This window comes from Streptomyces spiramyceticus, assembly GCF_028807635.1.
GTDB classification, from domain to species: Bacteria; Actinomycetota; Actinomycetes; order Streptomycetales; family Streptomycetaceae; genus Streptomyces; species Streptomyces spiramyceticus.
In genome coordinates, this window is the sequence record NZ_JARBAX010000002.1 from 874,835 (window position 1) to 900,601 (window position 25,767).

At 70.2% G+C, this 25,767-nt stretch carries 21 protein-coding genes and 1 tRNA gene; 16 read left to right on the top strand and 6 right to left on the bottom strand.

The annotated features are described in order from the left end of the window. Positions 1–148 precede the first annotated feature (148 nt). The 9 genes from PXH83_RS27540 to PXH83_RS27580 all read left to right on the top strand — a co-directional run bounded on the left by PXH83_RS27540 (position 149) and on the right by PXH83_RS27580 (position 13,035). Positions 149–3,844 carry a ThuA domain-containing protein gene (locus PXH83_RS27540; RefSeq protein WP_274563953.1) on the top strand — a complete coding sequence of 1,232 codons (3,696 nt, stop codon included), beginning with the start codon at positions 149–151 and terminating at the stop codon, positions 3,842–3,844. A gap of 99 nt (positions 3,845–3,943) precedes the next feature. Further along, on the top strand, positions 3,944–5,095 hold the full coding sequence (locus PXH83_RS27545; RefSeq protein WP_274563954.1) for an inositol-3-phosphate synthase: 1,152 nt from the start codon (positions 3,944–3,946) through the stop codon (positions 5,093–5,095). Further along, positions 5,092–6,828, top strand: a complete 1,737-nt coding sequence (locus tag PXH83_RS27550; RefSeq protein WP_274563956.1) for a UbiA family prenyltransferase — start codon at positions 5,092–5,094, stop codon at positions 6,826–6,828. Before PXH83_RS27545 ends, PXH83_RS27550 begins: the two co-directional genes overlap by 4 nt. Then, a complete protein-coding gene (locus PXH83_RS27555) occupies positions 6,825–7,724 on the top strand; it encodes a sugar phosphate isomerase/epimerase family protein (RefSeq protein ID WP_274563957.1) in 900 nt (299 codons plus the stop codon). Before PXH83_RS27550 ends, PXH83_RS27555 begins: the two co-directional genes overlap by 4 nt. Beyond that, positions 7,718–8,458 (top strand): EboA domain-containing protein, encoded by a 741-nt coding sequence (locus PXH83_RS27560; RefSeq protein ID WP_274563959.1) that lies wholly within the window; start codon positions 7,718–7,720, stop codon positions 8,456–8,458. Before PXH83_RS27555 ends, PXH83_RS27560 begins: the two co-directional genes overlap by 7 nt. Beyond that, a complete protein-coding gene (locus PXH83_RS27565) occupies positions 8,458–9,309 on the top strand; it encodes a TatD family hydrolase (protein WP_274563960.1) in 852 nt (283 codons plus the stop codon). Before PXH83_RS27560 ends, PXH83_RS27565 begins: the two co-directional genes overlap by 1 nt. Before the next feature lie 15 nt (positions 9,310–9,324). Continuing rightward, entirely contained in the window at positions 9,325–10,494 is a 1,170-nt protein-coding gene (gene eboE / locus PXH83_RS27570) for a metabolite traffic protein EboE (protein WP_274563962.1), read from the top strand. After that, positions 10,491–11,933, top strand: coding sequence for an alkaline phosphatase family protein (locus tag PXH83_RS27575; protein ID WP_274563964.1), 1,443 nt, complete (start codon positions 10,491–10,493; stop codon positions 11,931–11,933). The genes eboE and PXH83_RS27575 overlap by 4 nt, the downstream gene beginning before the upstream one ends. 16 nt (positions 11,934–11,949) lie before the next feature. After that, positions 11,950–13,035 (top strand): sugar phosphate isomerase/epimerase family protein, encoded by a 1,086-nt coding sequence (locus PXH83_RS27580; RefSeq protein ID WP_274563966.1) that lies wholly within the window; start codon positions 11,950–11,952, stop codon positions 13,033–13,035. Between the two features lie 15 nt (positions 13,036–13,050). Here PXH83_RS27580 and PXH83_RS27585 read toward each other — a convergent pair whose 3' ends face one another. Beyond that, the gene (locus PXH83_RS27585; protein WP_274563967.1) at positions 13,051–15,030 is read right to left on the bottom strand and encodes a transposase; all 1,980 of its coding nucleotides are present in this window, start codon (positions 15,028–15,030) and stop codon (positions 13,051–13,053) included. 85 nt (positions 15,031–15,115) lie between these two features. Here PXH83_RS27585 and PXH83_RS27590 point away from each other — a divergent pair, with 85 nt between their 5' ends. Further along, positions 15,116–15,310, top strand: a complete 195-nt coding sequence (locus tag PXH83_RS27590) for a helix-turn-helix transcriptional regulator (protein ID WP_274563968.1) — start codon at positions 15,116–15,118, stop codon at positions 15,308–15,310. Between the two features lie 53 nt (positions 15,311–15,363). Further along, a complete protein-coding gene (locus tag PXH83_RS27595; RefSeq protein ID WP_274563970.1) occupies positions 15,364–15,954 on the top strand; it encodes a helix-turn-helix domain-containing protein in 591 nt (196 codons plus the stop codon). Between the two features lie 154 nt (positions 15,955–16,108). On the opposite strand, the gene PXH83_RS27600 is transcribed toward PXH83_RS27595, so the two are convergent. Beyond that, positions 16,109–17,446 carry a DUF2254 domain-containing protein gene (locus PXH83_RS27600; protein WP_274563972.1) on the bottom strand — a complete coding sequence of 446 codons (1,338 nt, stop codon included), beginning with the start codon at positions 17,444–17,446 and terminating at the stop codon, positions 16,109–16,111. A 201-nt stretch (positions 17,447–17,647) separates the two neighbouring features. On the opposite strand from PXH83_RS27600, the gene PXH83_RS27605 reads away from it, so the two are divergent. Continuing rightward, positions 17,648–17,732 (top strand) — tRNA-Leu (locus PXH83_RS27605). A 138-nt stretch (positions 17,733–17,870) separates the two neighbouring features. Here PXH83_RS27605 and PXH83_RS27610 read toward each other — a convergent pair. After that, on the bottom strand, positions 17,871–19,091 hold the full coding sequence (locus PXH83_RS27610) for an amino acid aminotransferase (protein WP_274563973.1): 1,221 nt from the start codon (positions 19,089–19,091) through the stop codon (positions 17,871–17,873). Beyond that, positions 19,084–20,064 carry a DMT family transporter gene (locus PXH83_RS27615; RefSeq protein ID WP_274563974.1) on the bottom strand — a complete coding sequence of 327 codons (981 nt, stop codon included), beginning with the start codon at positions 20,062–20,064 and terminating at the stop codon, positions 19,084–19,086. Before PXH83_RS27615 ends, PXH83_RS27610 begins: the two co-directional genes overlap by 8 nt. A gap of 171 nt (positions 20,065–20,235) precedes the next feature. Here PXH83_RS27615 and PXH83_RS27620 point away from each other — a divergent pair, with 171 nt between their 5' ends. Beyond that, positions 20,236–20,706, top strand: a complete 471-nt coding sequence (locus PXH83_RS27620) for an Lrp/AsnC family transcriptional regulator (protein ID WP_274563975.1) — start codon at positions 20,236–20,238, stop codon at positions 20,704–20,706. Positions 20,707–20,857: 151 nt separating this feature from the next. After that, the gene (locus PXH83_RS27625; protein ID WP_274563976.1) at positions 20,858–22,033 is read left to right on the top strand and encodes an amidase domain-containing protein; all 1,176 of its coding nucleotides are present in this window, start codon (positions 20,858–20,860) and stop codon (positions 22,031–22,033) included. 32 nt (positions 22,034–22,065) lie between these two features. On the opposite strand, the gene PXH83_RS27630 is transcribed toward PXH83_RS27625, so the two are convergent. Further along, a complete protein-coding gene (locus PXH83_RS27630) occupies positions 22,066–22,725 on the bottom strand; it encodes a hypothetical protein (protein WP_274563977.1) in 660 nt (219 codons plus the stop codon). After that, a complete protein-coding gene (locus PXH83_RS27635; RefSeq protein ID WP_274563978.1) occupies positions 22,718–23,248 on the bottom strand; it encodes a SigE family RNA polymerase sigma factor in 531 nt (176 codons plus the stop codon). The genes PXH83_RS27630 and PXH83_RS27635 overlap by 8 nt, the downstream gene beginning before the upstream one ends. Positions 23,249–23,361: 113 nt before the next feature. Here PXH83_RS27635 and PXH83_RS27640 point away from each other — a divergent pair, with 113 nt between their 5' ends. Continuing rightward, entirely contained in the window at positions 23,362–24,141 is a 780-nt protein-coding gene (locus PXH83_RS27640; protein WP_274563979.1) for a hypothetical protein, read from the top strand. A 175-nt stretch (positions 24,142–24,316) separates the two neighbouring features. After that, positions 24,317–25,705 (top strand): uracil-xanthine permease family protein, encoded by a 1,389-nt coding sequence (locus tag PXH83_RS27645; protein ID WP_274565188.1) that lies wholly within the window; start codon positions 24,317–24,319, stop codon positions 25,703–25,705. Positions 25,706–25,767 lie beyond the last annotated feature (62 nt).

Genomic DNA, 25,767 nt, shown 5'->3' on the forward strand with positions numbered 1-25,767 from the left:
AAGGGCTTTCCGATCCGGACGAACGCCGCTACCGTCCCTGAGATGTACAGGACATGAGTAGGAATCCGGTGTGACGGCGCACTCCGGTTCCCGTAATCCGAGCGCATCCGCACCCGCCCGTTCAACCTGCTCACTCCGGAGGACACTCGTGCACAGAAAACGGCTCAACGCACGCAGAACTCTCGCACTCCTCACCAGCAGCCTCCTGGCCGCCACATCACTCACCCTGGCAACCCCCGCCACCGCCGCAGACGCCTCCGTCGCGGCCGAGGACTTCCAGCAGGTCACCCTCGCCAAGGGCGAGCCCGAGACGGGCGAACCCATGTCGCTCGCGGTGCTCCCCGACCGCAGAGTCCTGCACACCTCACGCGACGGCGAGCTCCGGATGACCGATGCCGCCGGCAACACCCGCGTCATCGGCACGATCCCGGTCTACTCGCACGACGAAGAGGGCCTCCAGGGCATCGGCATCGACCCGAGGTTCAGCGAGAACCGGCGGATCTACCTCTACTACGCGCCCCCGCTGGACACCCCTGCGGGCGACGCCCCCAACGAAGGCACCGACGTCGAATTCGCCAAGTACGACGGCGTCAACCGGCTCTCCCGCTTCGTCCTCAAGGCCGACGGCAGCCTCGACAACGCCAGCGAGAAGAAGATCCTCGACGTACCCGCAACGCGTGGCATCTGCTGCCACGTCGGCGGCGACATCGACTTCGACGCGCAGGGCAACCTCTACCTGTCGACCGGCGACGACTCCAATCCCTTTGCCTCCGACGGCTTCACCCCCATCGACGAACGCCCGAACCGCAATCCGGCGTACGACGCACGCCGCACCTCCGGCAACACGAACGATCTGCGCGGGAAGATCCTCCGTATCAAGGTGAACGAGGACGGCTCGTACGCAGTTCCCGAAGGGAATCTCTTCGCCCCGGGAACCGCCAGAACGCGCCCCGAGATCTACGCCATGGGCTTCCGCAACCCCTTCCGCTTCAGCGTCGACAAGCCCACCGGCATCCTGTACGTCGGCGACTACGGCCCCGACGCCGGCGCCGCCGACCCCAAGCGCGGCCCGGCCGGACAGGTCGAGTTCGCCCGCGTCACCAAGCCCGGCAACTTCGGCTGGCCCTTCTGCACCGGCAAGAACGACGCCTACGTCGACTACGACTTCGCGACGAAGGAGTCCGGCGCCAAGTTCGACTGCGCCGCGCCCAAGAACACCTCGCCGCACAACACCGGACTGACCGACCTGCCGCCCGCGCAGGAGGCCTGGATCCCGTACGACGGCGGATCCGTCCCCGAGTTCGGCACCGGCTCCGAGTCCCCGATGGGCGGCCCCGTATACCGGTACGACAAGGACCTCGACTCCCCGGTGAAGTTCCCCGAGGCGTACGACGGCGACTTCTTCGCGGGCGAGTTCGGCAGGCGCTGGATCAAGCGCATAGAACAGGACGCCAACGGCGCCGTACAGTCCATCAACCCCGTCCCCTGGACCGGCACCCAGGTCATGGACTCCGCCTTCGGCCCCGACGGCGCGCTGTACGTCCTCGACTACGGCACTGCCTGGTTCGGCGGGAACGAGAACTCCGGGCTCTACCGCATCGAGAACGCCACCAGCGGCCACTCCCCGGTCGCCGAGGCCGCCGCCGACAAGACGTCCGGAATCGCCCCGCTGCGCGTGAAGTTCTCCTCGGCAGGGACAGCGGACTCCGACGGCGACGCACTGACCTACTCCTGGGCGTTCGGTGACGGCGGAACGTCGACCGCTGCCCACCCCACGTACACGTACAAGAAGAACGGCACGTACACCGCGACCGTGACCGCCAAGGACACCACCGGGCGTACAGGGTCGGCGAGCGTACAGGTCGTGGTCGGCAACACGGCGCCCAAGGTGACGCTCGAAATGCCCGGTGACGGGCAGCTGTTCAACTTCGGCGACGACGTGCCTTTCAAGGTGAAGGTCACCGACCCGGAGGACGGCACCGTCGACTGCGCCAAGGTCAAGACGACGTACATCCTCGGCCACGACAGTCACGGCCACCCGGCCACTTCGGCCAACGGCTGCACCGGCACCATCAAAACGCCGAGCGACAGCAGCCACGACCCGAACGCCAACATCTTCGCGGTCTTCGACGCCGAGTACACGGACGGCGGAGGCGGCGGCCAGGCCCCGCTGACCAGCCACGACCAGAAGGTGCTCCAGCCCAAGCAGCGCCAGGCCGAGCACTACTCCACCCAGAGCGGCGTGGCACCGCAGAGCAAGCCGACCGCGCACGGCGGCAAGACCGTCGGCAACATCAGCAACGGTGACTGGATCGCCTTCAAGCCCTACCGCGTCGGCGACGCCACCTCGCTCACCGCGCGCGTCTCGTCCGGCGGAGCGGGCGGCACCCTGGAGGTCCGTACCGGATCACCGGACGGCCGGCTCATCGGCTCCACCGTGGTCCCCGTGACCGGCGGCTGGGACGTCTTCCAGAACGTCACCACCACCATCAAGCGGCCCCCGGCCGGGACGACCACTCTCTACCTGGTCTTCAAAGGCGGCGCCGGAGCCCTCTACGACGTCGACGACTTCACCTTCTCCACGGCGAAGTCCGACGCGATCCCCAAGAAGCGGGTCCTGGTCTTCTCCAAGACCGCCGGATTCCGCCACGACTCCATCGGCACCGGCGTCACCGCGCTCAAGGAGCTCGGTGCCGAGCGCGGAATCGTCGTCGACGCCACCGAAGAGGCGAAGCAGTTCACCCGCGAGAACCTGGCGCGTTACGACGCGGTGGCGTTCCTCTCCACGACGGGTGACGTGCTCAACGCCGATCAGCAGACGGTCTTCGAGCAGTACGTCGCCGACGGCGGCGGCTACATGGGCATCCATGCCGCCGCCGACACCGAGTACGACTGGAAGTTCTACGGCGGACTCGTCGGCGCGTACTTCGACTCGCACCCGCAGATCCAGCCCGCGACCGTGCGCGTCGAGGACCACGACCACCCCGCCACCGCGCATCTCGGCTCCACCTGGCAGCGCACCGACGAGTGGTACAACTACCGCACCAACCCGCGTGAGCAGGCCCGCGTCCTGGCCACCCTCGACGAGACCAGTTACACCGGCGGGAACATGAAGGGCGACCATCCGATCGCCTGGTGCCAGCCGTACGAAGGCGGGCGTTCCTTCTACACCGGCGGCGGCCACACCAAGGAGTCGTACGCCGAACCGGCCTTCCGCAAGCACCTGCTGGGCGGAATGCTGTACGCCGCCGGGATCACCAAGGCCGACTGCACGCCCTCGAAGGACTACCGGCCGATCTTCAACGGCGAGACCCTCGACGGATGGAAGCAGGCGGGCCCCGGATCCTTCGAAATCAAGGACGACCGCACGCTGAACTCCGTCGGCGGCATGGGCATGCTCTGGTACCAGGCCAAGGAGCTCACGTCCTACTCCCTCAAGCTCGACTGGAAGACGGCCGGTGACGACAACTCCGGGATCTTCGTGGGCTTCCCGGCCTCCGACGACCCGTGGTCGGCCGTCAACAAGGGATACGAGATCCAGATCGACGCATCCGACGCCCCCGACCGCACCACCGGCTCGGTCTACGGCTTCAAGGCGGCGGACATCGCCGCACGCGACGCCGCGCTCAACCCGCCAGGGGAGTGGAACTCCTACGAGATCAAGGTCGAGGGAGAACGGCTCCGCATCTACCTCAACGGCGTGAAGATCAACGACTTCACGAACACCGATCCCGCGCGCAGCCTGGCCCAGGGCCACATCGGCATCCAGAACCACGGCGCCGACGACCAGGTCGCCTTCCGCAACATCAAGGTCAAGGAGCTCGCCGCGAGGAGTGGCTCCTAGACCGGCAAACCCAGGACCGGCGGCGGGCGGGAGCACGCCGAGCCCCCGCCCGCCGTCCCTCACTCCAGTTCACCCATCTCTCTGGCAGGGAGGCAGCCCGTGACCACCCAATCCGACGGGACAGCAGCGGCCGCGACGCACACGGCACGGACCGGAGTGTGGTTCGTCGGAGCACGTGGCTCCGTTGCCACGACCGCCGTCGCGGGGTGCGCGGCCCTCGCAGCGGGGCTCCACGCGGCGCACGGCATGGTCACCGAGAGCCCGCCGTTCGAGGAAAGCGGCCTCGCTCCGCTGTCCTCGCTCGTCTTCGGCGGACACGACACGGTGAGCTGCCCGCTGCCCAAACGGGCCGAGGAACTGGAGGCGGGCGGCGTCCTGCCGTACGGGCTGGCCTCGGCGGTACGCAGTGAACTGGCGGCGGCGGAGCGGGAGGTAAGGACGGGTGGCCCGCTTCCCGGCGACACGCGTGGCGAAGCGGAACTCATCGACACCTTCGCCGCGCACCTGCTCGACTTCGCGCACAGGCAGTGCCTGGACCGGGTGGTCGTGGTCAACGTCGCCTCGACGGAGCCGGCGCCGGCGGCGGGCGACCTCTCCCTCCCGCCCAGCTCCCTGTACGCGGCCGCCGCGCTCCGGGCCGGCTGCCCGTACGTCAACTTCACCCCCTCCACCGGGCTGCACGCCGCAGCCCTCCAGGATGCTGTCGCGGCCGGCGGACTTCCCCACGCGGGCCGCGACGGCAAGACGGGCCAGACGCTGCTCCGTTCCGTACTCGCCCCGATGTTCGTGCAGCGTGCCCTGTGCGTACGGGCGTGGTCCGGCACGAACCTGCTGGGCGGCGGCGACGGAGCGGCGCTGGCCGACCCGGCCGCGGCGGCGGCCAAGAACGCGGGCAAGAACCGCGTCCTGACCGACACTCTGGGCGCCCTTCCCGAGGGCAACGTCCACATCGACGACGTACCGGCGCTGGGTGACTGGAAGACGGCCTGGGACCACATCGCCTTCGAGGGCTTCCTCGGCTCGCGGATGACGCTCCAGACGACGTGGCAGGGCTGCGACTCGGCGCTGGCGGCGCCGCTGGTCCTGGACCTGGCCCGGCTGCTGGCCCGTGCCCATGAGGTGGGCATCTCGGGCCCGCTCCCGGAGCTGGGCTTCTACTTCAAGGACCCGGACGGCGGTGCACCGGCGGCGCTGGCGGAACAGTACGAGGCGCTGCTCGGCTTCGCGGCCCGCCTGCGGGAGGCCCGGTGACGCCCTCCTCCACGCTCGGCGCATGGGCGGAACTCCTGCGCGTCTCGGCCCTGTTCACCGTCCCGGGGGACGCTATGGCGGGTGCGGCCTCCATCGGCGTACGGCCCGACCGGGGCACCGCACTGGCCGTCGGGGCTTCGCTGTGCCTGTACGAGGCGGGCATGGCCCTGAACGACTGGGCGGACCGCGAGGAGGACGCGGTGGACCGCCCGCACCGCCCGATCCCCTCGGGCCGCATCACCCCGCCGGCCGCCCTTGCGGCGTCCGCAGCCCTGACCGCGACGGGCCTGATGCTGGCGGCGGGTGCGGGCCGCCCTGCGCTGGCGGTGGCAAGCACACTGGCGGCCACGGTCTGGGCGTACGACCTGGGCCTGAAGCACACCCCGGCGGCCTCGGCCACGATGGCCACGGCGCGGGCCCTGGACCTGCTCCTGGGCGCGGCGGCCACGGGAAGGGGGCGCGGTCCGCTGAAGGCCCCACCCCAACCCGCTCCTTCCCGAACCGTGGCGCCGCCCCGGCCCCCGGCCGTCAACCGCCGGACGGTCTGGTCGGCCGCAGGTTACGGCGGCGGGGCGCGGAAGGCAGTGGCTGCGGCCGGCGTCGGCCTTGGCCTTGGCCTTGGCCTGGTACCGGCCCACCAGGGGTTGAGGGACGCGGGGTGCTCCGCGACACCCGCCGTTGACGGCGGCGGGGCGGCACTCGCGCTGCGCCGCCTCACGTCACCCGGCACGCTGGCCGCCGCCGCGATGCTCGGCGCGCACACCTACGCCGTTACGGAAGTCTCGCGCCGCGAGGCGCACGGCGGCTCGACGGCGGCACCCCTTGCCGCTCTGGCAGCGGCCACGGTGCTGGCCGCCCTGGCCGCCCGCCAACGCACTCCTGAGGCTGCCCCGACCCTGCGGCGCGAAGCTGCCGCGCCCGGGGGCACGGGGCCGTCGGCCCCCACGTTCACTCCCGCCAGGTGTGGGGGGCCTGAGGGGCCTGGGGGCTTGCGCCCAGTTCCGGGAAGGGCAGGGTCAGGGGAAATTCCGCACCCACAGCCCGACCCCGCGAACCAACGCTGGTGGCCCCGGGTTGGCGCGGGGTCCGCACCCGTTCCTGAACCGTCCTGCCCCTGGCCACTGGTCGACCTTGCGCGCGGCCCCGGTGTGGTGGTGCCCGGGGGTGCCGGTTGGTGGCCCCGGGTTGGCGCAAGGTCCGCGCCCGTTCCCGATCCGTCCTGCCCCCGGCCACTGGCCGACCTTGCGCGCGGCCCCGGTGCGGTGGTGCCCGGGGGTGCCGGTTGGTGGCCCCGGGTTGGCGCAAGGTCCGCGCCCGTTCCCGATCCGTCCTGCCCCTGGCCACTGGTCGACCTTGCGCGCGGCCCAGGTGCGGTGGTGCGCCGGGGCGCGGGTTGGGGGCCCCGGGTTGGCACAGGGGTCACACTCACCCCCGCACCCAACCCCTCCCCGCACAAAGCGATCCGCATCGCCGCCCGCATCGCCGCCCGCCTCGCAACCCCTGCCGCCCTCGCGGCCGCCGCCTATTTCCGCACCGCCGCCAGACCCCTCCTCCACGCCGCGCTCAATCCCTCCCCACCCCTCACCCAGCGCGCCGTGGGCGGCGGGATCCGGGCCATGATCCCGTTGCAGGCCGCCCTCGCGGCCCGCAGCGGCGCGGTCGGTACCGGGGCGGCGGTCATGGGGCTCGTACCCCTCGCCCGGAAGCTCTCGCGAAAGGTGAGCCCCACATGACCGGCGCCATCGCCCCGATCCGCTTCGGCTACGGCACCAACGGCCTCACCGACCTCCGCCTCGACGACGCCCTCGCCCTCCTCGCCGACCTCGGCTACGACGGCGTCGGACTGACCCTCGACCACATGCACCTCGACCCCCTCGCCCCCGAACTTGCCGCCCGCACCGGCCGAGTGGCGCGCAGACTGGCGCAACTCGGCCTGGGCGTCACCGTCGAGACCGGCGCACGGTACGTCCTCGACCCCCGCCGCAAGCACGGCCCGTCCCTGCTCGACCCGGACCCCGAAGGCCGCGCCGCCCGCGTCGGCTTGCTCGTCACCGCCGTACGGGTCGCCGCAGACCTGGGGGCCCACGCCGTTCACTGCTTCAGCGGTGTCACCCCCGAGGGGACCCCGGCCGACACCGCCTGGCAGCGGCTGACGGAGGCCATGGCCCCGGTCATCGATGCCGCCGCCACCGTCGGCGTACCGCTCGCCGTCGAGCCCGAACCCGGCCACCTCCTCTCCACCCTCGCCGACTTCCATCACCTGCGCCGCGCCCTGGGCGACCCGGCTCCCCTCGGCCTCACTCTCGACATCGGCCACTGCCAGTGCCTGGAACCGGCCCCGCCCGCCGACTGCGTACGCGAAGCCGCCCCCTGGCTTCGGCACGTCCAGATCGAGGACATGCGCCGGGGGGTCCACGAGCATCTGCCTTTCGGCGAGGGCGAGATCGACTTCCCGCCCGTCCTGGACGCACTGGCCGCCACCGGCTACCAGGGCCTGACGGTCGTCGAACTGCCCCGCCACTCACACGCGGGACCCGACCTGGCCGAGCGCTCCATCCGTTTCCTGCGCGCGGCGGAGTCCCGGGTGTGCGACCGCCACGCCGCACGGGCAGGAGGCGAGCGATGCTGACCGAGCTGATCAACAGTGCACCTACACCCGCCCTGCAAGCCGCACTCGAAGCCCGCCTCGCAGGCGCGAGCCGGGCATGGCTCCACGAGGCGCTCGCGGAGGCCGAAGCAGCGGCAGCGGCAGTGGCGGAGGCCGAAGCGGAGGCCGAGGCCGAGGCCGTCTCGCCCCGCCCGGCCGACCAGTGGGGCCTCCCCACCTGGGAGCGCCGCTTCGCCGAGGCAGGCCGCCACTGCCGTACGGTCCTGGTGGGCCAGGAAGGCGAGGACCTCGCCGACGCCGCCCGCGTCCTCCTCCTGCACGCCGTACAGCCCGACCACGCCACCACCACCCGCCTCTACTCCCACGGCACCGCCGCCGAGCGCCGCGCTGTGCTTCTCGCTCTGCCCCACCTGGGCGGACTCGGCGACCGGGCCCTGCCGTTGGTCGAAGACGCCCTGCGCACCAACGACACCCGTCTCGTCGCCGCCGCGGTCGGCCCGTACGCCGCCGAGCACCTCGACCAGCACGCGTGGCGGCACGCCGTACTCAAGTGCCTCTTCACCGGCGTACCGGTCGACGCCGTCGACGGCCTCCCCCTGCGCGCCCGGCACGACGCCGAGCTCGCCCGGATGCTCCGCGACTACGCCGCCGAACGCACCGCCGCAAGCCGCCCAGTGCCGGACGATCTCCACCGCGTCCTCGTCCTCACGGCCGGCCCGGACCTCACGGCCGCCGCCCCCACAGAGGAGTCCTGATGCGCATCTTCGACCCCCACATCCACATGATCTCCCGCACCACGGACGACTACGAGGCGATGTACGCCGCCGGTGTGCGCGCCGTCGTGGAGCCGTCCTTCTGGTTGGGCCAGCCCCGCACCTCGCCCGCCAGCTTCTTCGACTACTTCGACGCACTCCTCGGCTGGGAGCCGTTCCGAGCCTCCCAGTACGGCATCGCCCACCACTGCACGCTCGCCCTCAACCCCAAAGAGGCGAACGACCCCCGCTGCACCCCCGTTCTCGACGAACTGCCCCGCTACCTCGTCAAGGACTCCGTCGTAGCCGTCGGCGAGATCGGCTACGACTCCATGACCCCCGCCGAGGACACCGCCCTTGCCGCCCAGCTCCAACTCGCCGCCGACCACGGCCTGCCCGCCCTCGTCCACACCCCGCACCGGGACAAACTCGCCGGTCTCCACCGCACCATCGACGTCATCCGCGAATCGAACCTCCCCCCGGGCCGCGTCCTCCTCGATCACCTCAATGAAACAACCGTAAAGGCCGCCACTGACAGCGGCTGCTGGCTCGGCTTCTCCATCTACCCCGACACGAAGATGGACGAGGACCGCATGGTCGCGGTCATCAAGGACCACGGCACCGAAAAGGTACTGGTCAACTCGGCCGCGGACTGGGGAAAGAGCGACCCGCTCAAGACCCGCAAGGTCGGCGACGCCCTGCTCGCCGCCGGCTTCACCGAGGACGACGTCGACCAGGTCCTCTGGCGCAACCCCGTCGCTTTCTACGGCCTCAGCGGTCGCCTCCGCCTCGACGTGTCCGAAGCCCCGGAGCCCCTCCACGAGGGCAATTCCATCCTTCGCGGCGGAGAATGAGGAGGGAGGGCCGGCATGCGCTTCCGTCACCCCGACGGCTCCACCGTCCACCTCGCGTACTGCACCAACGTCCACCCCGCCGAAACCCTCGACGGCGTACTCGCCCAGCTCCGCGACCACTGCGAGCCCGTACGCCGACGCCTCGGCCGGGACCGCATTGGCATCGGCCTGTGGCTGGCGAAGGACGCCGCGCACGCCCTGATCACCGACCCGGCGGCGCTGCGCGGCCTGCGCGCCGAGCTGGACCGGCGCGGCCTCGAAGTCGTCACCCTCAACGGCTTCCCGTACGAAGGATTCGGCGCCGAAGAGGTCAAGTACCGCGTGTACAAGCCGGACTGGACCGACCCCGAGCGCCTCGCCCACACCACCGACCTCGCCCGACTGCTGGCCGCCCTGCTCGCCGACGACGTCACCGAAGGCACCATCTCCACCCTCCCGCTCGCCTGGCGCACCCACTTCGACGCGACCGGTGCCGACACCGCCCGCGCGGCCCTCACCACGCTCGCCGAACGCCTCGACACCCTGGAGGAGCTGACAGGCAAGTCCATCCGCATCGGCCTGGAACCCGAACCCGGCTGCACCGTCGAGACCACCGCCGACGCCATCGGCCCGCTCACCGCGCTCGCGTCCCGCCGCATCGGCATCTGCATCGACACCTGCCACCTCGCCACCTCCTTCGAGGACCCCGCGACCGCCCTCGACGCGCTCACCGCCGCCGGCGTCACCATCCCCAAGGCCCAGCTGTCCGCCGCCCTGCACGCCGAACACCCCCACCTGCCCGAAGTACGCGAAGCCCTCGCCGCCTTCGCCGAGCCCCGCTTCCTCCACCAGACCCGCACCGCCACAGCCGCCGGCCTGCGCGGCACCGACGACCTCGACGAGGCGCTCGCCGGTACGGCGCTCCCCGACGGCGCCCCCTGGCGTGCCCACTTCCACGTCCCCCTTCATGCCCCGCCCGCCCCACCGCTCACCTCCACCCTGCCCGTACTCCAGGACACGCTCGCCCGCCTCGTCGGCGGCCCGGCCCCGCTCACCCGTCACCTGGAGGTGGAGACGTACACCTGGCAGGCACTCCCGCCCGAGCTGCGCCCCCGTACCCGGGCCCAGCTCGCGGACGGCATCGCCGCCGAACTCACCCTCGCCCGCGACCTCCTGGTCGACCTCGGACTCAAGGAGCTGCCGTGACAGAGAGAGAACGAGCAGAACAAGCACAGCAGGCGGAACGAGCAGAACAGCCAGAGCTCCCCACCCCGCTCCTCGTCCTCGACGTCGTCGGCCTCACCCCCCGCCTCCTCGACCACATGCCCCACCTCAAACGGCTCGCCCAGTCCGGCTCCCACGCCCCCCTCGGCACCGTCCTGCCCGCCGTCACCTGCGCCGCCCAGTCGACCTTCCTCACCGGCACCACCCCCGCCGAGCATGGCATCGTCGGCAATGGCTGGTACTTCCGCGACCTCGGCGAAGTGCTCCTCTGGCGCCAGCACAACGGCCTCGTCTCCGGCGACAAGATCTGGGACGCCGCCCGCCGCGCGCACCCCGGCTACACCGTCGCCAACATCTGCTGGTGGTACGCGATGGGCGCCGACACCGACATCACCGTCACACCCCGCCCCGTCTACTACGCCGACGGCCGCAAGGAACCCGACTGCTACACCCGGCCGCCCTCCCTCCACGACGAACTCACCGACAAGTTCGGTACGTTCCCCCTCTTCCACTTCTGGGGCCCGGGCGCCGACATCGTCTCCTCCCAGTGGATCGTCGACGTCACCCGTCACATCCTGCGCACCAGCCACCCCGACCTGGCCCTCTGCTACCTCCCGCACCTCGACTACGACCTCCAGCGCTACGGCCCCGACGACCCCCGCGCATTCCGGGCCGCGGCCGAACTGGACGCGGTGGTCGCCCCACTGCTCGCCGACGCGAAAGCCGAGGGCCGTACCGTCGTCGCGCTCTCCGAGTACGGCATCACCCAGGTATCCCGCGCCGTCGACATCAACCGGGCGCTGCGCCGTGCGGGACTCGTCGAGGTCCACACCCAGGACGGCATGGAGTACCTCGATCCCATGACGTCACGGGCGTTCGCCGTCGCCGACCACCAGCTCGCGCACGTCTACGTACGCCACCCCGAGAACCCCGAGAACATGGCAGCGGCCCGCGCCGCACTCGCCGACGTCGAAGGCATCGCCGAACTCCTCGACGACGAGGGCAAGAAGAGCCACGGACTCGACCACCCCCGCTCCGGCGAACTCGTCGCCGTAGCCGAACCGGACGCATGGTTCACGTACTACTACTGGCTCGACGACACCAGAGCGCCCGACTTCGCCCAGCTCGTCGAGATCCACCGCAAGCCCGGCTACGACCCCGTCGAGCTCTTCATGGACCCCCTCGACCCGTACGTACGCCTCAAGGCGGCCAAGGCCCTCGCCCGCAAGAAGCTGGGCATGCGCTACCGCATGGCGGTCGTACCGCTCGACCCCTCGCCTATTTGCGGCAGCCACGGCCGCCTCCCCGAGAGCGACGAAGAAGGTCCGCTCATCCTGTGCTCCACCCCCCGCGCTGTCACTGGCCGCGTCGCGGCCACCGATGTGAAAGCTCTGCTCCTTCAGCTTGCCGGACTGCACTGACAAAGGAGTTCCACGCATGAGTCCCCAGAGTCCCCAGAGTCCCCAGAGCCGCCCGAGCCGCAAGACCACGACCGACCCCGAACTCGCCGACAAGCTCTCCAGACGCGGCATGCTCGGCGTAGCCGCGGGCGCCACCGCTGCCGCCCTCCTCGGCGCGACCGCACCGACCGCCGCCGCAGCACCGACCGCAGCCGCAGCCCAGGCACCGGGCCGCGGCCGCCCCGTCCTTCCCCCCGGCCGCCTCGGCATCCAGCTCTACTCCCTCCGCGACAAGGTGAGCACCCTCGGTTTCGCCAAGGTCTTCGCCGAGCTGGAGCGCTTCGGTTACGACGAGGTCGAGTACGCCGGCTACACCCAGGGCTCGGCGGGCCCCATCACCCTCGCCCGGCTCCGGCAGCTCACCCGCGACCACGGTCTGCGCGGCATCGGCAGCCACGTCGGCTACTACGCCGACGGCAACCCGAACGCGTACACCTTCGCCCAGAACCTGACCAAGGTCCTGGACGACGCGCAGGCCCTCGGCCTCAAGCACATCGGTACGGCATCCGGACCCTGGCGCTACGGCGCGACCGTCGACGGCTGGAAGCGGGCCGCCCAGGACTTCAACACGTACGGCGCCGCCGCCAAGGCGCGCGGCATGAAGTTCTACCAGCACAACCACGCGGAGGAGTTCTCCTTCGCCACCGACAAGCCGGACGTCCGCCTCTACGACGTACTCCTCGCCGAGACCGACCCCGACCTGGTCTACCTGGAGATGGACATCTACTGGGCCTACGCCGCCCAGTTCCGCTTCTCCAAGCGGGTCGACGGCACCCCGGCCCCGTTCGACCCGCTGCGCTACGTCCTGAAGCAGCCCGACCGTTACCCGCTTTTCCATGTCAAGGACGGCGAACACGACGCATCCGCCCGCGACGGCTACCGAATGGTGGACGTCGGGGACGGAGACATCGACTACAAGCGCTTCATTTCGGCGGTCTCCAAGACTCACGGCGGGCGCCGTGACCACCACTGGCAGGCGGAACACGACAACCCGGCCGAGTCGTTCGCCTTCGCCCGCAAGTCCAGCGCGCACCTGCACTCACTGCGCGAGAACGACTGCTAAGACTCGATCCGCAATTCACCAGAGGGTGAGCTGCGGGTTGCAGCCGGGGCGGTGTCCGGGCTTTCCGGCGTGGTCACGCTTGGGGCGTGTCTCATCCGGGGTGGCTCGGGACCGCTGTCCGGCGGTTCGGGGAGCAGAGGTTCCACGGCGTTGCCGTGGGACTGCCGCATGGCCAGCACCGCGAACGGTGATCTGGCTCGGTGCGGTTGACTCCCGCAGCGCTTCTTCTAGCGCTTCTGCATAGGTGTTCTGTGCATGCCGGGACGCGGTGGTGTCCAGGTATGCGGTCTTGGGGTCGTCCACGTCTGCGAAGCGGACGAAGGCGGCCAGCGCGGCGGATACGAGGTCCCGCTTTCCGGTGAGGCCGCACGCGATGCACTTGTGTTCGCGGTCGCGCAGGGTCTTGGAGACCCGCTCTCCGCACAGGCAGTGCTGTGACAGAGCGGTGGACCAGGTGGAGGCCCGTACGAGACGGCCGCCCGAAGCCTGGCACTCACGGTCGAGTGCCGAGATCAGCAGGCCGGGGGTGGTCTGGGAGAGGCGCTTGCCCCACAGCCGGTACCAGGTGCGGATGTCGCAGTCCTCAACCACGAGCACGGGGCCGTGGGCAGCGATGACCTGTCGGGCGATCAGGCGGGCGCGGTGGCTGCGGTGCTCGGCGGCCGAGGCTGCGGCTTCGGCCTGGCGGGCGCGCAGATCCCGGTAGCGGGTGGAGAGCCGGTCGCGGCGGAACGCCTGCTTCGGCACCCCATCGACGCGGGCGGCACGGGCACCGCCGGGAACGGTGACCTGCTTGGGCGTCAGGCCCTTGGCGGCCCGGCTCTCGGCACGCCGGGCCTGCTTCTTCGACAGCCCGTACTGCGCGGCGTTCGTCGCACGACGCGACCGTTCCAGCGCCCGCGCCCGGCCGCGCCGCTTCTTCGCTTCCCGCTCCAGAAGCGCCTGTTCCTGGGGGCTGAGGGTGATCTCGGTGGAGGCCGGTACGCCGTCGGCGGGGTTGAGGCCGGCGGGGAGGGAAACGACGGAGACGTTGGAGACGTTGCCGTCCACCCCGCCGATGCGGTTCAGGGCGGCGGCCTGTTGGCGCATCTGCCGTACGGCGGGGGCGGTGTATCCGGGGCCGAGGATCATCAGGTGCGCCTCGTACACCCAGCCGCCCGGCGCGGACGCCTTGCGGCGGCGTACGAGATCGACCTTGTGCCAGCGGCCAGGGTTGGTCAGGAAGTGTTCGACACGTGCCCACTGGCCCGGCTGCTGCGGGATGCGCACGGGCAGCACGAGGTCACCACGGCCACTGTCGGGGCCTCCCGCGAACACGACGGCGAGTGGGCCGGTTTGGTCCCACCATGTCGCCTTCCGAGTGCCGGGCTTTCCTGACAGCGCGGCCGGCACTGGCATCCGGCGCGGCTGCTGAACGGTGTGCTGGCCGCCGTCGGTGTACGCCATGACGTGGCCGTGGAGAGTGCCGACCAGGCGGAAGGTCTCCCACTTGCGTTCGGTGGTGTGGGAGCGGGCGCGGTCGGGGATGCGGGTGAAGTCATGCCAGCGGCCCGTCTTCGGCCGCCCGAACCGGTGGCCCGTCGAGTCGGGGAACAGGTGGCGCTGGACGCTGTTCCACACCACATCGGCCATGTGCATGGCCAGGGCCTTGGAGGCGTGGTGCTTGAGGTGCCCGGAGTCTTCGAGGTGCTTGTACGCGCACCGTTCCAGGGCCTCACGGGACAGTCCGAGGCGCTGCCGGACGGCCTTCGCCCCGTGCTCTTCGCGCACATGCTTCGCCGCCCAGTAGGCATCGATCTTGGCGCGGGCATCCCGCTGGACGGCCCGCTTGATCGACCACATGGAGCCGAACAGCTTCTCCAGCCGGGCCAGTTCGGCGGGGTCGGTGACGGCCAGCGGCAGCACCATCACCGACACCTGCCCGTCGTCGGGCTTCTTCCACTTCGGGGCTTTGTTCTTGCCCCGGAACTTCCGCTGGGCCTGGGCAGCCTGCATGACCGTCACCTCCCGTCATAAATTAGCTGACCTACGACACGCTACGTGAGTAGTTCACCTATGACAAGCGAGGTAGAATGGGCCTATGACCGTAACAATTCCTGGATATGAAGACGCCAAGCAGGCAGCGGCACGACTCAAGGTCACCGTCCAGCACGTCTACAACCTCAACAGCAGCCGCGCCGACTTCCCCGTCCCCGTCTACGTCGGTCGAACCCCGCTGTGGCCCGTGGACCAGCTCGACGCCTGGCGGGAAGCCCACCCGAAGCGCGGAGATTAAGTGACGTATTCAAGAACGGGAAGTATTGACCTAATACGTCGTTGTGTCCGGCCATGTCGAAGATCAACGTCACCAGCCTGCGGCCCCGCTCCCTGCTGCGCTGGACCGGACTGACCGTCAAAGTATTCATCGTGCTGGTTGGCCGCGTCGCCGCCCTCCTGCCGAAGCCGGGGCGCGGGCACCCCTGGGTGCTCCTGCTGGACAACCGCGTTCTCCTGGCCGCTATCGCCTGGCGCACCAACCTCACACACCCCCAGCTCGCCGACCTGCTCGGCGTCGGCATCGCCACTGTCCACCGCGTGATCGACCGCATCACCCCCTGGTCGCCCGGCTCCTCGAACCCCGAGGAAAGCCGGGCGGATCTATGGGTCGTGGACGGCACACTCATCCCCGTCGAGGAACACGCGGTGACCGCCTGCTCCAAGAACTACCGGCGCAGCGTCCACATCCAGCTCACCTTCCGGGCCCGCGACCGGCGCGTCATTGCCGTCGGCGACTCCTGGCCCGGCAACCGCAAGGACATCGTGGTTTCCGCGCCACCAGGCCGAGCAGGTCGCCGGGCACCGCCTGCTGATCGGAGACGGCGCCTACCGCAGCGCCCCCGAGGTCATCACCAGCCGCAACAAGAGCAAGGCATTCGCTAAGCGCAGGGCGCGGGCCGGACACGGAATCGCCCGCCTCAAGGACCACAAGTCCTACGCCAGCACCGCCGTCGCGGCGACACGATCAACGACACCCCGTGCTGTCGCCGTACTCCACAACCTCAAGATCGACTATCCCTGAATCGCGGAACACCTCCTAGCCGATGCCTTGATGGTCGGGCAGCAGGGCGAACTCCCGCTCGGCGGCCTCCGGCGCCGTACGTTCCACAGCCTGAACGAGGAGCGTACGGTGCCGCACGAGCGGCTCCCGCCTGTCCTGCGGGGCGAGCAGCAGCAGATCATCGATCCCGGCGAGCAGCCGCCGCGACACCTGCGGACTGGCGACCGCACACCCCCTGATCTCGGTCAGCCCGAGATCCACCAGATGGGCCCACTCCGGTACGTCCTGCACCAGCCGCACCGCGCCCCGGCCGTCCCGGTGATGCACGGCCCCGAGCGGCTGCTCCACCACCGCCGCCAGAAACTGCACGATCCGGTCCAGGCACTGCACGGCGGTCGTCGGGTCATTGACGGCGGGCGAAAGCGCCCGCAGCCCGATGTCCGAGAGCTGACGCAGCCCGAACCCGAGATCCTGATGCGAGGTGCGCTCCACCCCGACGAACACGGTGTACCGCAGCGCCCGCCGCGACGGCGTCCCGACACCGTGAACGGCCAGCACAGGAGTCCCGGGCACAACAAAATCCCCGATCCGGGGAATGAGCCGCAGCACGACACCTTCCCGCCGTGCCGCCCGTACCAGCCGCGCCACATTCACGTCCAGCAGCACGCCCGCCCGTCCCCGGTGCGCGATCCGCGCGGTCTCGGGCGCGAGCGGCCCCGGGTCGGGCTCCCCGCCCGGCTGCTTCGCCAGCACGCGGAAGGCGTCCCGCGTGATGCGGTCGACGACGGGCCCCACCTGCATCAGCCGCAGCGTGGACGACACATACGCGATGAACAGCAGCAGGCTCAGCACGACCATGATCATGACCAGAATGCTCTGCACGAGCGGCACCGTGGTCACCAGCCGCGGATCGCGCTTGCTGTCGTACTGGGTCAGCACCAGCAGCGAAAACAGAAACGTGGCCAGAAAGACCGTGAGCGTCAGCTTGGTGATCCGGCTCCGGACGAAGATCCGCACGACCCGGGGCGTGAAACCCCCGCTCGCCATCTGCACGGCCACCAGCGAGATGCTGAAGACCACACCGATGAAGGTCATCATCGCCGAGCTGATCGTCGTGACGATCGTCCTGGCGTCCTCGGCGATCCCGATCAGATCGCTGACCTCGTCGTACGCCTCCTCGCTCTGCAGATACTCGACGATCTCCGCATCAACCGCCGACGCCACCCACCACAGCGCGAACGCGCACAGCAGCCCCAGGGTCGGAGCGAACCAGAAGGTGTCCCGCAGATGCTCGCGCAACGGCGACAGCGCGCGCGGCCGACGGCAGCCACGGCGTCCCGGTCCGCCCGGCCCGAATCCGTATCCGAAACTCATCCCGCGAACGCTAGGTCGGCCCGCCCTCCACTGCGCGTACACGGACGGCGACACGCTGTACGCCCGGGAACGGGGCGACGGCCCGTCCACCTCCGAGAGGGCCGCCGCAGGCCACTGACCACGGGATACGCAGGTGAAAGGCGCTGCCAACCCCTGGTATTGTTTTCCATGTCGCCGCGGGAAACCGGGGCCGACCACCTGGTCCGGGTGGCGGAATGGCAGACGCGCTAGCTTGAGGTGCTAGTGCCCTTTATCGGGCGTGGGGGTTCAAGTCCCCCCTCGGACACAAAAGCTACAAAAGATTGATCACGCGAAATGCCGGCCGGGATTCGTCCCGGCCGGCATTTCGCGTTGTGCGTGCCGCAGAAGGTCCGGGGCCCGCCCGTAGACGACGGGCCCCGGGGTTGTGCCGGGCGACGTCAGTTCACGAAACCGCCGACTGTACGGTCCGCACCCGGTCCACCGTGCCGAGGACCGCCGCGATGCCCCGTGCGAGGTAGGGGATCCGGTGTGCCGAGATCCCCGCGATGTTGATCCGCCCCGAGGCCGTGCCGTAGATGGCGAACTCCTCGCGCAGCTCTCGCATCTGATCCGGCGTGAGCGGGAGCGTGGAGAACATGCCCTTCTGCCGCGAGAGCGGCCGAGCCTGGTCGGCGCACCCCAGGCCGTCCAAGTGGGCGACCAGATCAGCCCGGTTTGCCGTGATCCTGCCGCGCATGACGTCGAGTTCCGACCGCCACATGGCTCGTAGCCCCTCGTCTTCGAGAATGGTGGTCACCACGGCGGCACCGTGCTCCGGCGGCATGGAGTACAGCGTCCGGGCGATGTTCTGCAGCGAAGTCTCGGCGTGCCGCAGTGCCTGCCCTGACGGGCCGAGGACTACAGCGCAGCCGGTACGGTCGCTGTAGAGGCCGAAGTTCTTCGAACAGCTGACGGCGATCAGCATCTCCGGAACCCGCATCGCCAGCATGCGGGTGGCCCGCAGGTCCGCCTCCAGGCCGTCACCGAGCCCGTGGTACGCGAGGTCGATGAACGGGACCCAGCCGTTGTGCTCGGCCAGTTCGGCCAGGGCCTCCCAGGCTTCGAAGGACAGCTCGACCCCAGAGGGGTTGTGGCAGCACCCCTGAAGCAGGACGACGTCGTCGCGCCGCGCGTCCCGCAGGTCTCGCAGCATGCCCGCCGTGTCCGAGCACCCCTCGGCGTCGAGCCAGCTGTACGTCCGTACGGTCAGCCCGGCGGCTTCGAGAATGGGGCGGTGGTTGACGTACGCAGGGTCGCTGATCCACACCGTTGCGCCCGGCCGCGTCCGGCGCACCAGGTCGGCCAGCAGCCGCAGCGCTCCGGTGCCCGCGACGGTCTGGACCGCGGCTGCCCGGCCGGCCCCGCCCGTGGCGCCCAGGACCATGGACAGCATCGCGCGGTTGAAGGCGGCGTTGCCCGACAGCCCCCGGTACTCCTTGGACGCGGAACGCTCCGCCAGGCGTATCTCGGCCTCACGGACGGCCGCCATGACGGGGGTGACCCCGGTGTGGTCACGGTAGACGCCGAGTACGAGGTTCAGGCGTTCGGGACGCGTATCGGTGCCGAACTCGGCAGCCAGGTCCCACAGCGGGTCGGCAGGCGGGGGAGGGAGAAGCTCAAACATCGGCGGGAACCTTGTGTCGGGGGCGTCGGTTGGAGAGCACGACGCCGGTGGTGAGGACGGGCACGCCGATCAGCACGGCGAGCGTCGGTGACTCGTCCAGCAGCGGGATGGCGAGGAGAACAACGGCGACAGGGCTGAGGCTGCCTATGACGGAACTGCGCTCCGCGCCCAGCCTGCGGATCGCGAACGCGTACAGCAGCCCGGCGCACAGGCCGACCCCCAGCCCCTGTACGCCGAAGAACAGCGCGATGTCGCTTCCCGCCGCGTGCGCGAAGCCGGTGGGAAGTACCCCGGTCACGACCAGCAGCGCCATCACGGCGAACGACGGCAGGCACAGCAGCCCGATCGAGCCGACGGGATCGAGGTCCACCTCCCGCAGTCCCACCGTGTACAGGGCCCACAGCCCGCTTGCGACGAGGAGCACCCCGCAGCCGACCAGCACGTCCGCGTCCAGCGCAACCGTGTAGCGCCAGACCAGGGTGACGACGCCGACCGCGATCAGGACGAGCCCGGCCGCCTGCGTCCCGCGAGGAGCGCCGCGCCCGCTCGCGACCATGAGTGCGGAGACGAAGAGCGGGACCATTCCCGGGATGAGCGAGCCGACGAACGCGGCAGACGTGAGGGAACCGCCGTACATGGCCGCCAGGAAGAACGGCACCCCGGCACCGCAGATGATCTTCATGGCGGTGCCCGGACGCACGGCGGCCAGTCGCCGTCGGCGCCGCCACAGCGCGGGCGCCAGGATGACCAGGGGTGTGCCGAACCGCAGCAGAGCCGCGTCGGCGGGCAGCAGAGTGGAGGCGCTCAGCGCCCGGGCACTGAGCGCGAACGCGGCCCAGATCGCCACGGTCAGCAGCAGCGCGAGCCCGGCCACCGCATTGGGGGAGAGCCGTGGGCCCGCGGTCCGGGCCCTGTCGGCCTCCGGGCTCGCCCCGGAGGGCGCTGCCGCCCCCATGGTGTTCGTCGCGACCAACGAAGTCCTCCAGCCTCTGACCTTTTCGATGGGCACGAAACGGCCACGCCGTACCTGGCCGAAAATCGGCCCCGCCCCGCTGAGCAACGCTAGGCCAATCAACGAGGCAGCCGATTGCTTCTTCTGCCTCTCAGGCCTACGTTCAGGGCAGGATCTGCCAAGGAGTGAACGATGGACGCTGTCGACCTACTGATCATCCGTGAGTTGCAGGCGGACGGACGGCTGTCCAACCAGGACCTCGCCGACCGTGTGCGCCTGTCTCCCTCTCCCTGTCTGCGGCGGGTGCGCCGGCTCGAACAGGCCGGGCTCATCCGCGGCTACACGGCCATGGTCGACCAGGTGGCCTTCGGGCTCCCGATCACCGTCTTCGTACGGGTCCGCCTGGAACGCCACACCGCCGAGGCCGTCAACGTGTTCGAGGAACACGTCGGGCTCATCGAGCACATCCAGGACTGCTACCTGATGGCCGGAAGCAGTGACTACCTGCTCAGAGTCGTCATCGAGAGCCTCGAAGCGTACGAAGTCCTGGTGCGCACCCGGATCCACGCCATCCCCGGCATTGCCTCGATCGAATCGAGTTTCGCGTTCGGCAGCGTGAAGCAGTCCAGGACCTACCCCAGCCCCGCCACGCGACCTGTCTGAGCGGTCGTAGCTTTTCAGCCCCGTTTGATGAGTGCACCTCAATGCCCTGTCCCCGTCGCTAGCGTCGTACTCGACCACTCGACGTACGCCATCAACTCCCGTCGTGCAGGCGCCGCGCAGCGGGAAGGCCACTCGTTACAGGGGAGAAACAGTGATCATCCGCACAGCAATGCGACGGGCGGCGATCGCCGCAGTCGTCACGGGGTTAGCCGTATCCGTCCTCGGGAACAGCCCGGCGCAGGCCGCGCAGCCCGCGCCCGCCGAGGACAAGGCACTGATCGAAGCCGCCAGGACCTACTTCGCCGGTGAGAACGCGATCACGGTGGAGGGCGGTGCTACGGCCGCCAACGCGACCCGCAAGGCCGAGGGCCTCAAGGTGGCCGACGCGTTCCGCGCCGTACGGGACGACCGGATGGAGGCCCGCCAGCAGCTGCTCGGCATCAACGAACTGGCCGGCGTGCGCTACTCGGCCGTCGATACGGACGTGACTCCGGTCGGCTCGGTCCGCACCCAGGGGGACACCGCACGCCTCAGCGTGCGCGAGCACACGGAGTACACCTTCGCGGGCAGCAAGGACGATCCGTACAGCTACACCGTGCGGCACAACCTGTCCTTCGTCCGGACCGACGGTGACTGGGTCCTCTCCAAGATCTCCACGCTGGACGGCCCGGCGAACCTCTCCACGCCGGAGAAGCTCGACCCGGCCGAACTGAGCGCAGCCCGCAAGGCTGCCAAGGAGCTTCGCGCCCAGGCAGCCAAGGGAGAGGGGAAGATCACCGACCCGGCGAAGAAGGCGTCCGCAGGGACCGGCGTCCGCCCCGCCGCTGCGTATGACTACAGGGCGATGGTGGCTTTCGCCACGAAGTACGCCGAACCGGAGCCGGAGGACAACGTCCCCTACGACCGGGACGAGAACGACTGCACCAACTTCATCTCGCACGCCCTCAAGGCCGGCGGCTGGGAGCGGGTCCTCGGCTGGTACCGGAGCGACTCGGTCTGGTGGTACACGGGCAACCCGTGGCCGCTCCCGCCGCACAGCTACACCTGGGGCGGGGCTCCCAACTGGCAGCGTTTCGCGCGGGACGAGTCGGAGCGGGTGTACGAGCTGTCCGGCCCCTCCAGCCTCGCGATCGCGGACGTGGTCCAGTTCGAGATCTTCGGCTACAGCGACCCCGGACAGCCGGGCCACACCATGATGGTCACGGACTTCACGGACGACTGGATGCCGAAGATGAGCTACCACTCCACGGACACGCTCAACAGGCCGCTCAGCGAGATCATCGCGGAGCACAGCGACGGTGAGAAGTTCTGGTACTTCCGCACCTGAGCCCGGCGTTGCGTGCGTCGCGGTGGCCGCTGCTACGGCTCGGTCACCGCGGCGCGCAGCCGCTCCCGCTCCACCGCGCCCTTCCCGCCGTCGGCGCACTCCAGCGTCACCCGGCCGTCGTCGCCGAGCGGCAGCGCCTGCTCCGGGGCGAAGTGGAAGAGGTCGCCTCCCTCTTTGGCGGGGCGTTCCGCCGGGTCGAGCAGCAGAACGTAGCGGCCGGGACCGGGGAGCTGGACCTCAGCCGTCGGATACCACACGGTGACCCGGCCGGAGGACGGAACACCGGCGCCGTCCGCCAGCGCACCGTCGACGTCGAACCGGAAGCCGGAGCTTCTGGTGACCCCGTCGTCCACGGAGATACGTCCGGCGCGCAGCGTCCCGTACACCGGCCGGTAGCCCTGCTCCTGACGGTCCCTGATCTTCTGCGCCGCCGTCCGCAGGCAGTCGGCCGAGGCGGTCGGGGCCGGTTCGTCGTCCCCGAAGAGGCCTCCGAGCACCGTGGGAATCATGACTGCGGCGGCGACGATCGCTGCGACGGCTGTCGCCACGGCAAGGCGGCGGCGCAGCAGCCCCCGACGGGCGCGGGCGGTGAAGGCCGTACCCGGAACGGTGGTGGCCCGGCCCTCCGGCTCCGCGGCGGCCATCAGCAGCAGCCGCACCTGCTCTTCCTCCGGAAGCTGCTGGTCAGTCATCGGCGGAACCCCTCTCCCGGTCGGGTACGGACGTGGTGACGAACCCCTTGTCGCGCAGGGCGGCCAGGGCGCGGGCGGCACGGCTCTTCACCGTGCCCGGCGAGCAGCCCAGCACGTCGGCGATCTCCCGCTCGGTCAGCTGGTGGTAGAAGCGCAGCACGATGACGGCGCGCTGGGCGGGAGAAAGCGTCTGCAAGAGCTCGCGTACGGCGACCGCGGTCGTCACTTGCTCCTCGTGGCCCGGGCGAGGGGCCTCCGGCAGTCGCTCGGCCGGGATCTCCGCGTGCCAGTGCCTGCGGCGGTCCTTGATCAGCAGCCGGACCATCGTGGTGCGGGTGTACGCCTCGGCCGCGTCGAGGCGCCCGATCCGGTGCCAGGCGCGGTACGTACGCAACAGCGCCTCCTGCGCCAGGTCCTCGGCCCGCGAACGGCCGCCGCCGGTCAGCAGCGTGGCCGTACGCAGGAGCGAGCCGTAGCGCGCGGCCATGAAGGCCGTGAACGCCTCATCCCTGCCGTTCCGCATCCCTTCGCCTCTCACTCGCCGCCACAGGCCACCCTCACCATGTCAGAGGCCCCGGGGGTGCGACGAGGTTCCATGGCGTCCACGACGCCGCGGCAGCGGTCCGGCCAACAGGCGTGCGGAATAGGCCATTTGTCAACCACCCGGGCGCACTCGGCACGTCCTGCGCCGGTCCCCAGGCCCCCGCGGCCCCGGAGCCGCCCTCGGTCGGGTCCGCCGAACTCCTCGTCGGCGTACGGGAGATCCCTGGCACGCCGTCCCCGCAGATCCTGCGCGCCCTGCCCCGGCTGTCGCTCTACGGAGACGGGCGGGCGATCACGCCTTCCGGCCGCACGGGCGCACTGCAGACGGCCACGGTCCGCCGCCTGACGGGCGAGCGGGTACGAGACCTTTACAGGGGCGCGTATGCGACGGCCCGTACTCCCGTCGAATCGCCGGAGGTGGTGGACGGGGGAGTGCTTGCGCTCACGGTTGCGGAAGCGCGACGTACCGGCGCGTCACGGCCGGAGCCCGAAGCAGCCGAACTGCCCCTCCAGGCGGACGAGATCGCGGAATTCCGCGCGCGGACCGACCCGGCGAAATGGCCGGACACGGCCTTCGAGAGCGGACCGCGCCCCTACACGCGGGCCTCGCTGGCCGTTTTCGCGACGCCGGCCGAGGCCGGGGGTGCGGAGCCCGTCGTCTGGCCGTATGACGATCCGGGCCTCACCGGCATGCCCACCCGTGAGGGCCAGTGCACGGCCCTCGCCCCGGATTGTCAGCCGCGCCGCCCAGCGCCTGGCTCGCGCCGCCACCCCGGAAACGCTGTGGCGTACCCCGGGCGGCCGCACGTACCACCTCGACTTCCGCCCGCTGCTGCCGGACGAGACGGAGATCTGGGAGATCTTGGCGCCTGAGCTCCTCACCGCGGCTCACGGAACACTGCCGGATCCCTTGACGCGCCCTCCAGGCCCTCACATACTGGCGGCCAAATCGATTTGGCCGAATCGATTTGGTCCCCCGTCCAGGGCCGGATCTCGGCTGAAACCGGAGCGAGCCGAACGGAGCTCGAACGTGTCCAGTCCCCGCCCCATGCCCACCAGCGCCACCCACCCGGTAGACGAATCCCGCCCGCTCAGCAGGATTCTGCTCTTCGGCATCCAGCATGTCCTCGTCATGGCCGCGACCCCCATCTCGGCGATCTTCCTGATGAGCGCCACGCTCCATCTGGACCCCGGCCTCACCGTCAACCTGCTCTCGGCGGCCTTTGTGCTCTCCGGAGCCGGCTCGCTGATCCAGTCGCTGGGGCCGTGGAAATTCGGGCCCAAGCTGCCGTTCGTCATGCTGCCCGGCGGCGCCCCGCTCATCCTCTTCATGGCCATCGCCGAGCAGCACGGCCTCCGGACCGCGAGCGGCGCGGTGATCATCACGGCCGCCTTCTACTTCATCGTGCTGCCCGTCTTCTCGCGGCTGCTCAAGTTCTTCCCCGCCCTCGTCATCGGCACGATGATCGTCATCGTCGGCGTGAATCTGGTGAAGGTCGGTGCGGTACTGGTCACCGGACGGCCGGGGGAGCCCGGCTTCGCCGACACCACCAACCTCATGCTCGGCATGGCGACGATCGGTTTCACCGTCGCGTTCTACCTGGTGTTCACCGGTGTCCTGCGGCAACTCGCGGTCATGCTCGGCCTGATGGCAGGCACCGCCCTTGCCTTCGTGCTCGGCAGCGTCGACTTCGGGCGGGCCGCCGAGGGCGGACTCGTCAACGTCCCGCAGCTGATGCCGTTCGGCTCGCCCGAGTTCAACCTGATCGCCGCGCTGCCGCTGATGCTGTACAGCCTCGCCTCGATGGCGGAGGCCACCGGACAGACCGTGATCAACGCCGAAGCCGTCGGCAAGGACATCGACAAGCGCACCGATGTGCCCAAGACCATCCGCGGCGACGCCGCCACGTCCCTCTTCGGCGGGTTCTTCGGGCTGCCGCTGATGGTGACGAGCGGCGAGAACATCGGGATCGTACGAGTCACCGGTGTACGCAGCCGCTACGTCACCGCCGCCGCGGGCGTCGTGCTCATCGTCATCGGCTTCCTCGCGCCGGTCACGCGCGCCATCAGCGTGGTCCCGTCGGCCGTCGTCGGCGGAACGGCCATGGTCGTCTTTGCCGTGATCACCGTGCTCGGCGTGCAGATGCTCGGGCGGTCCGACCTCGACCGGCACACCAGCACCTTCATCTGCGCTGTCGCGCTGGCCCTGGGGCTACTGCCCATCCTGATCCCCGGCGTGTACGGCGGCTTCCCGCCGAACGCCCGCATCCTCCTCGAAAGCGGCGTCGCCGTCGGAGCCTTCGTCGCTGCCTTCCTCAACGTCCTCTTCCACCACGTGCGGCCGCGGCTGTCCCGCACACCACCCACCCGGTCCGCCGAACACGCCACCGCCCCTGTCGACGAGGGCGAACCCCGCGACGCCGTCCCGCATGCCTGATCCGGCACGAGACGTGCCGCGAGACGTGCCGCGAACCTGTCGCGAAACCTGTAACGAAAGAG

Coding starts and splice junctions, on each gene's coding strand:
- PXH83_RS27600 (WP_274563972.1), bottom strand. CDS start 17,446: ATGAGTTTCGGATACGGATTCGGGCCGGGCGGACCGGGACGCCGTGGC.
- PXH83_RS27630 (WP_274563977.1), bottom strand. CDS start 22,725: ATGACTGACCAGCAGCTTCCGGAGGAAGAGCAGGTGCGGCTGCTGCTG.
- PXH83_RS27590 (WP_274563968.1), top strand. CDS start 15,116: ATGACCGTAACAATTCCTGGATATGAAGACGCCAAGCAGGCAGCGGCA.
- PXH83_RS27610 (WP_274563973.1), bottom strand. CDS start 19,091: ATGTTTGAGCTTCTCCCTCCCCCGCCTGCCGACCCGCTGTGGGACCTG.
- PXH83_RS27580 (WP_274563966.1), top strand. CDS start 11,950: ATGAGTCCCCAGAGTCCCCAGAGTCCCCAGAGCCGCCCGAGCCGCAAG.
- PXH83_RS27620 (WP_274563975.1), top strand. CDS start 20,236: ATGGACGCTGTCGACCTACTGATCATCCGTGAGTTGCAGGCGGACGGA.
- PXH83_RS27595 (WP_274563970.1), top strand. CDS start 15,364: ATGTCGAAGATCAACGTCACCAGCCTGCGGCCCCGCTCCCTGCTGCGC.
- PXH83_RS27555 (WP_274563957.1), top strand. CDS start 6,825: ATGACCGGCGCCATCGCCCCGATCCGCTTCGGCTACGGCACCAACGGC.
- eboE (WP_274563962.1), top strand. CDS start 9,325: ATGCGCTTCCGTCACCCCGACGGCTCCACCGTCCACCTCGCGTACTGC.
- PXH83_RS27635 (WP_274563978.1), bottom strand. CDS start 23,248: ATGCGGAACGGCAGGGATGAGGCGTTCACGGCCTTCATGGCCGCGCGC.
- PXH83_RS27585 (WP_274563967.1), bottom strand. CDS start 15,030: ATGCAGGCTGCCCAGGCCCAGCGGAAGTTCCGGGGCAAGAACAAAGCC.
- PXH83_RS27560 (WP_274563959.1), top strand. CDS start 7,718: ATGCTGACCGAGCTGATCAACAGTGCACCTACACCCGCCCTGCAAGCC.
- PXH83_RS27565 (WP_274563960.1), top strand. CDS start 8,458: ATGCGCATCTTCGACCCCCACATCCACATGATCTCCCGCACCACGGAC.
- PXH83_RS27645 (WP_274565188.1), top strand. CDS start 24,317: ATGCCCACCAGCGCCACCCACCCGGTAGACGAATCCCGCCCGCTCAGC.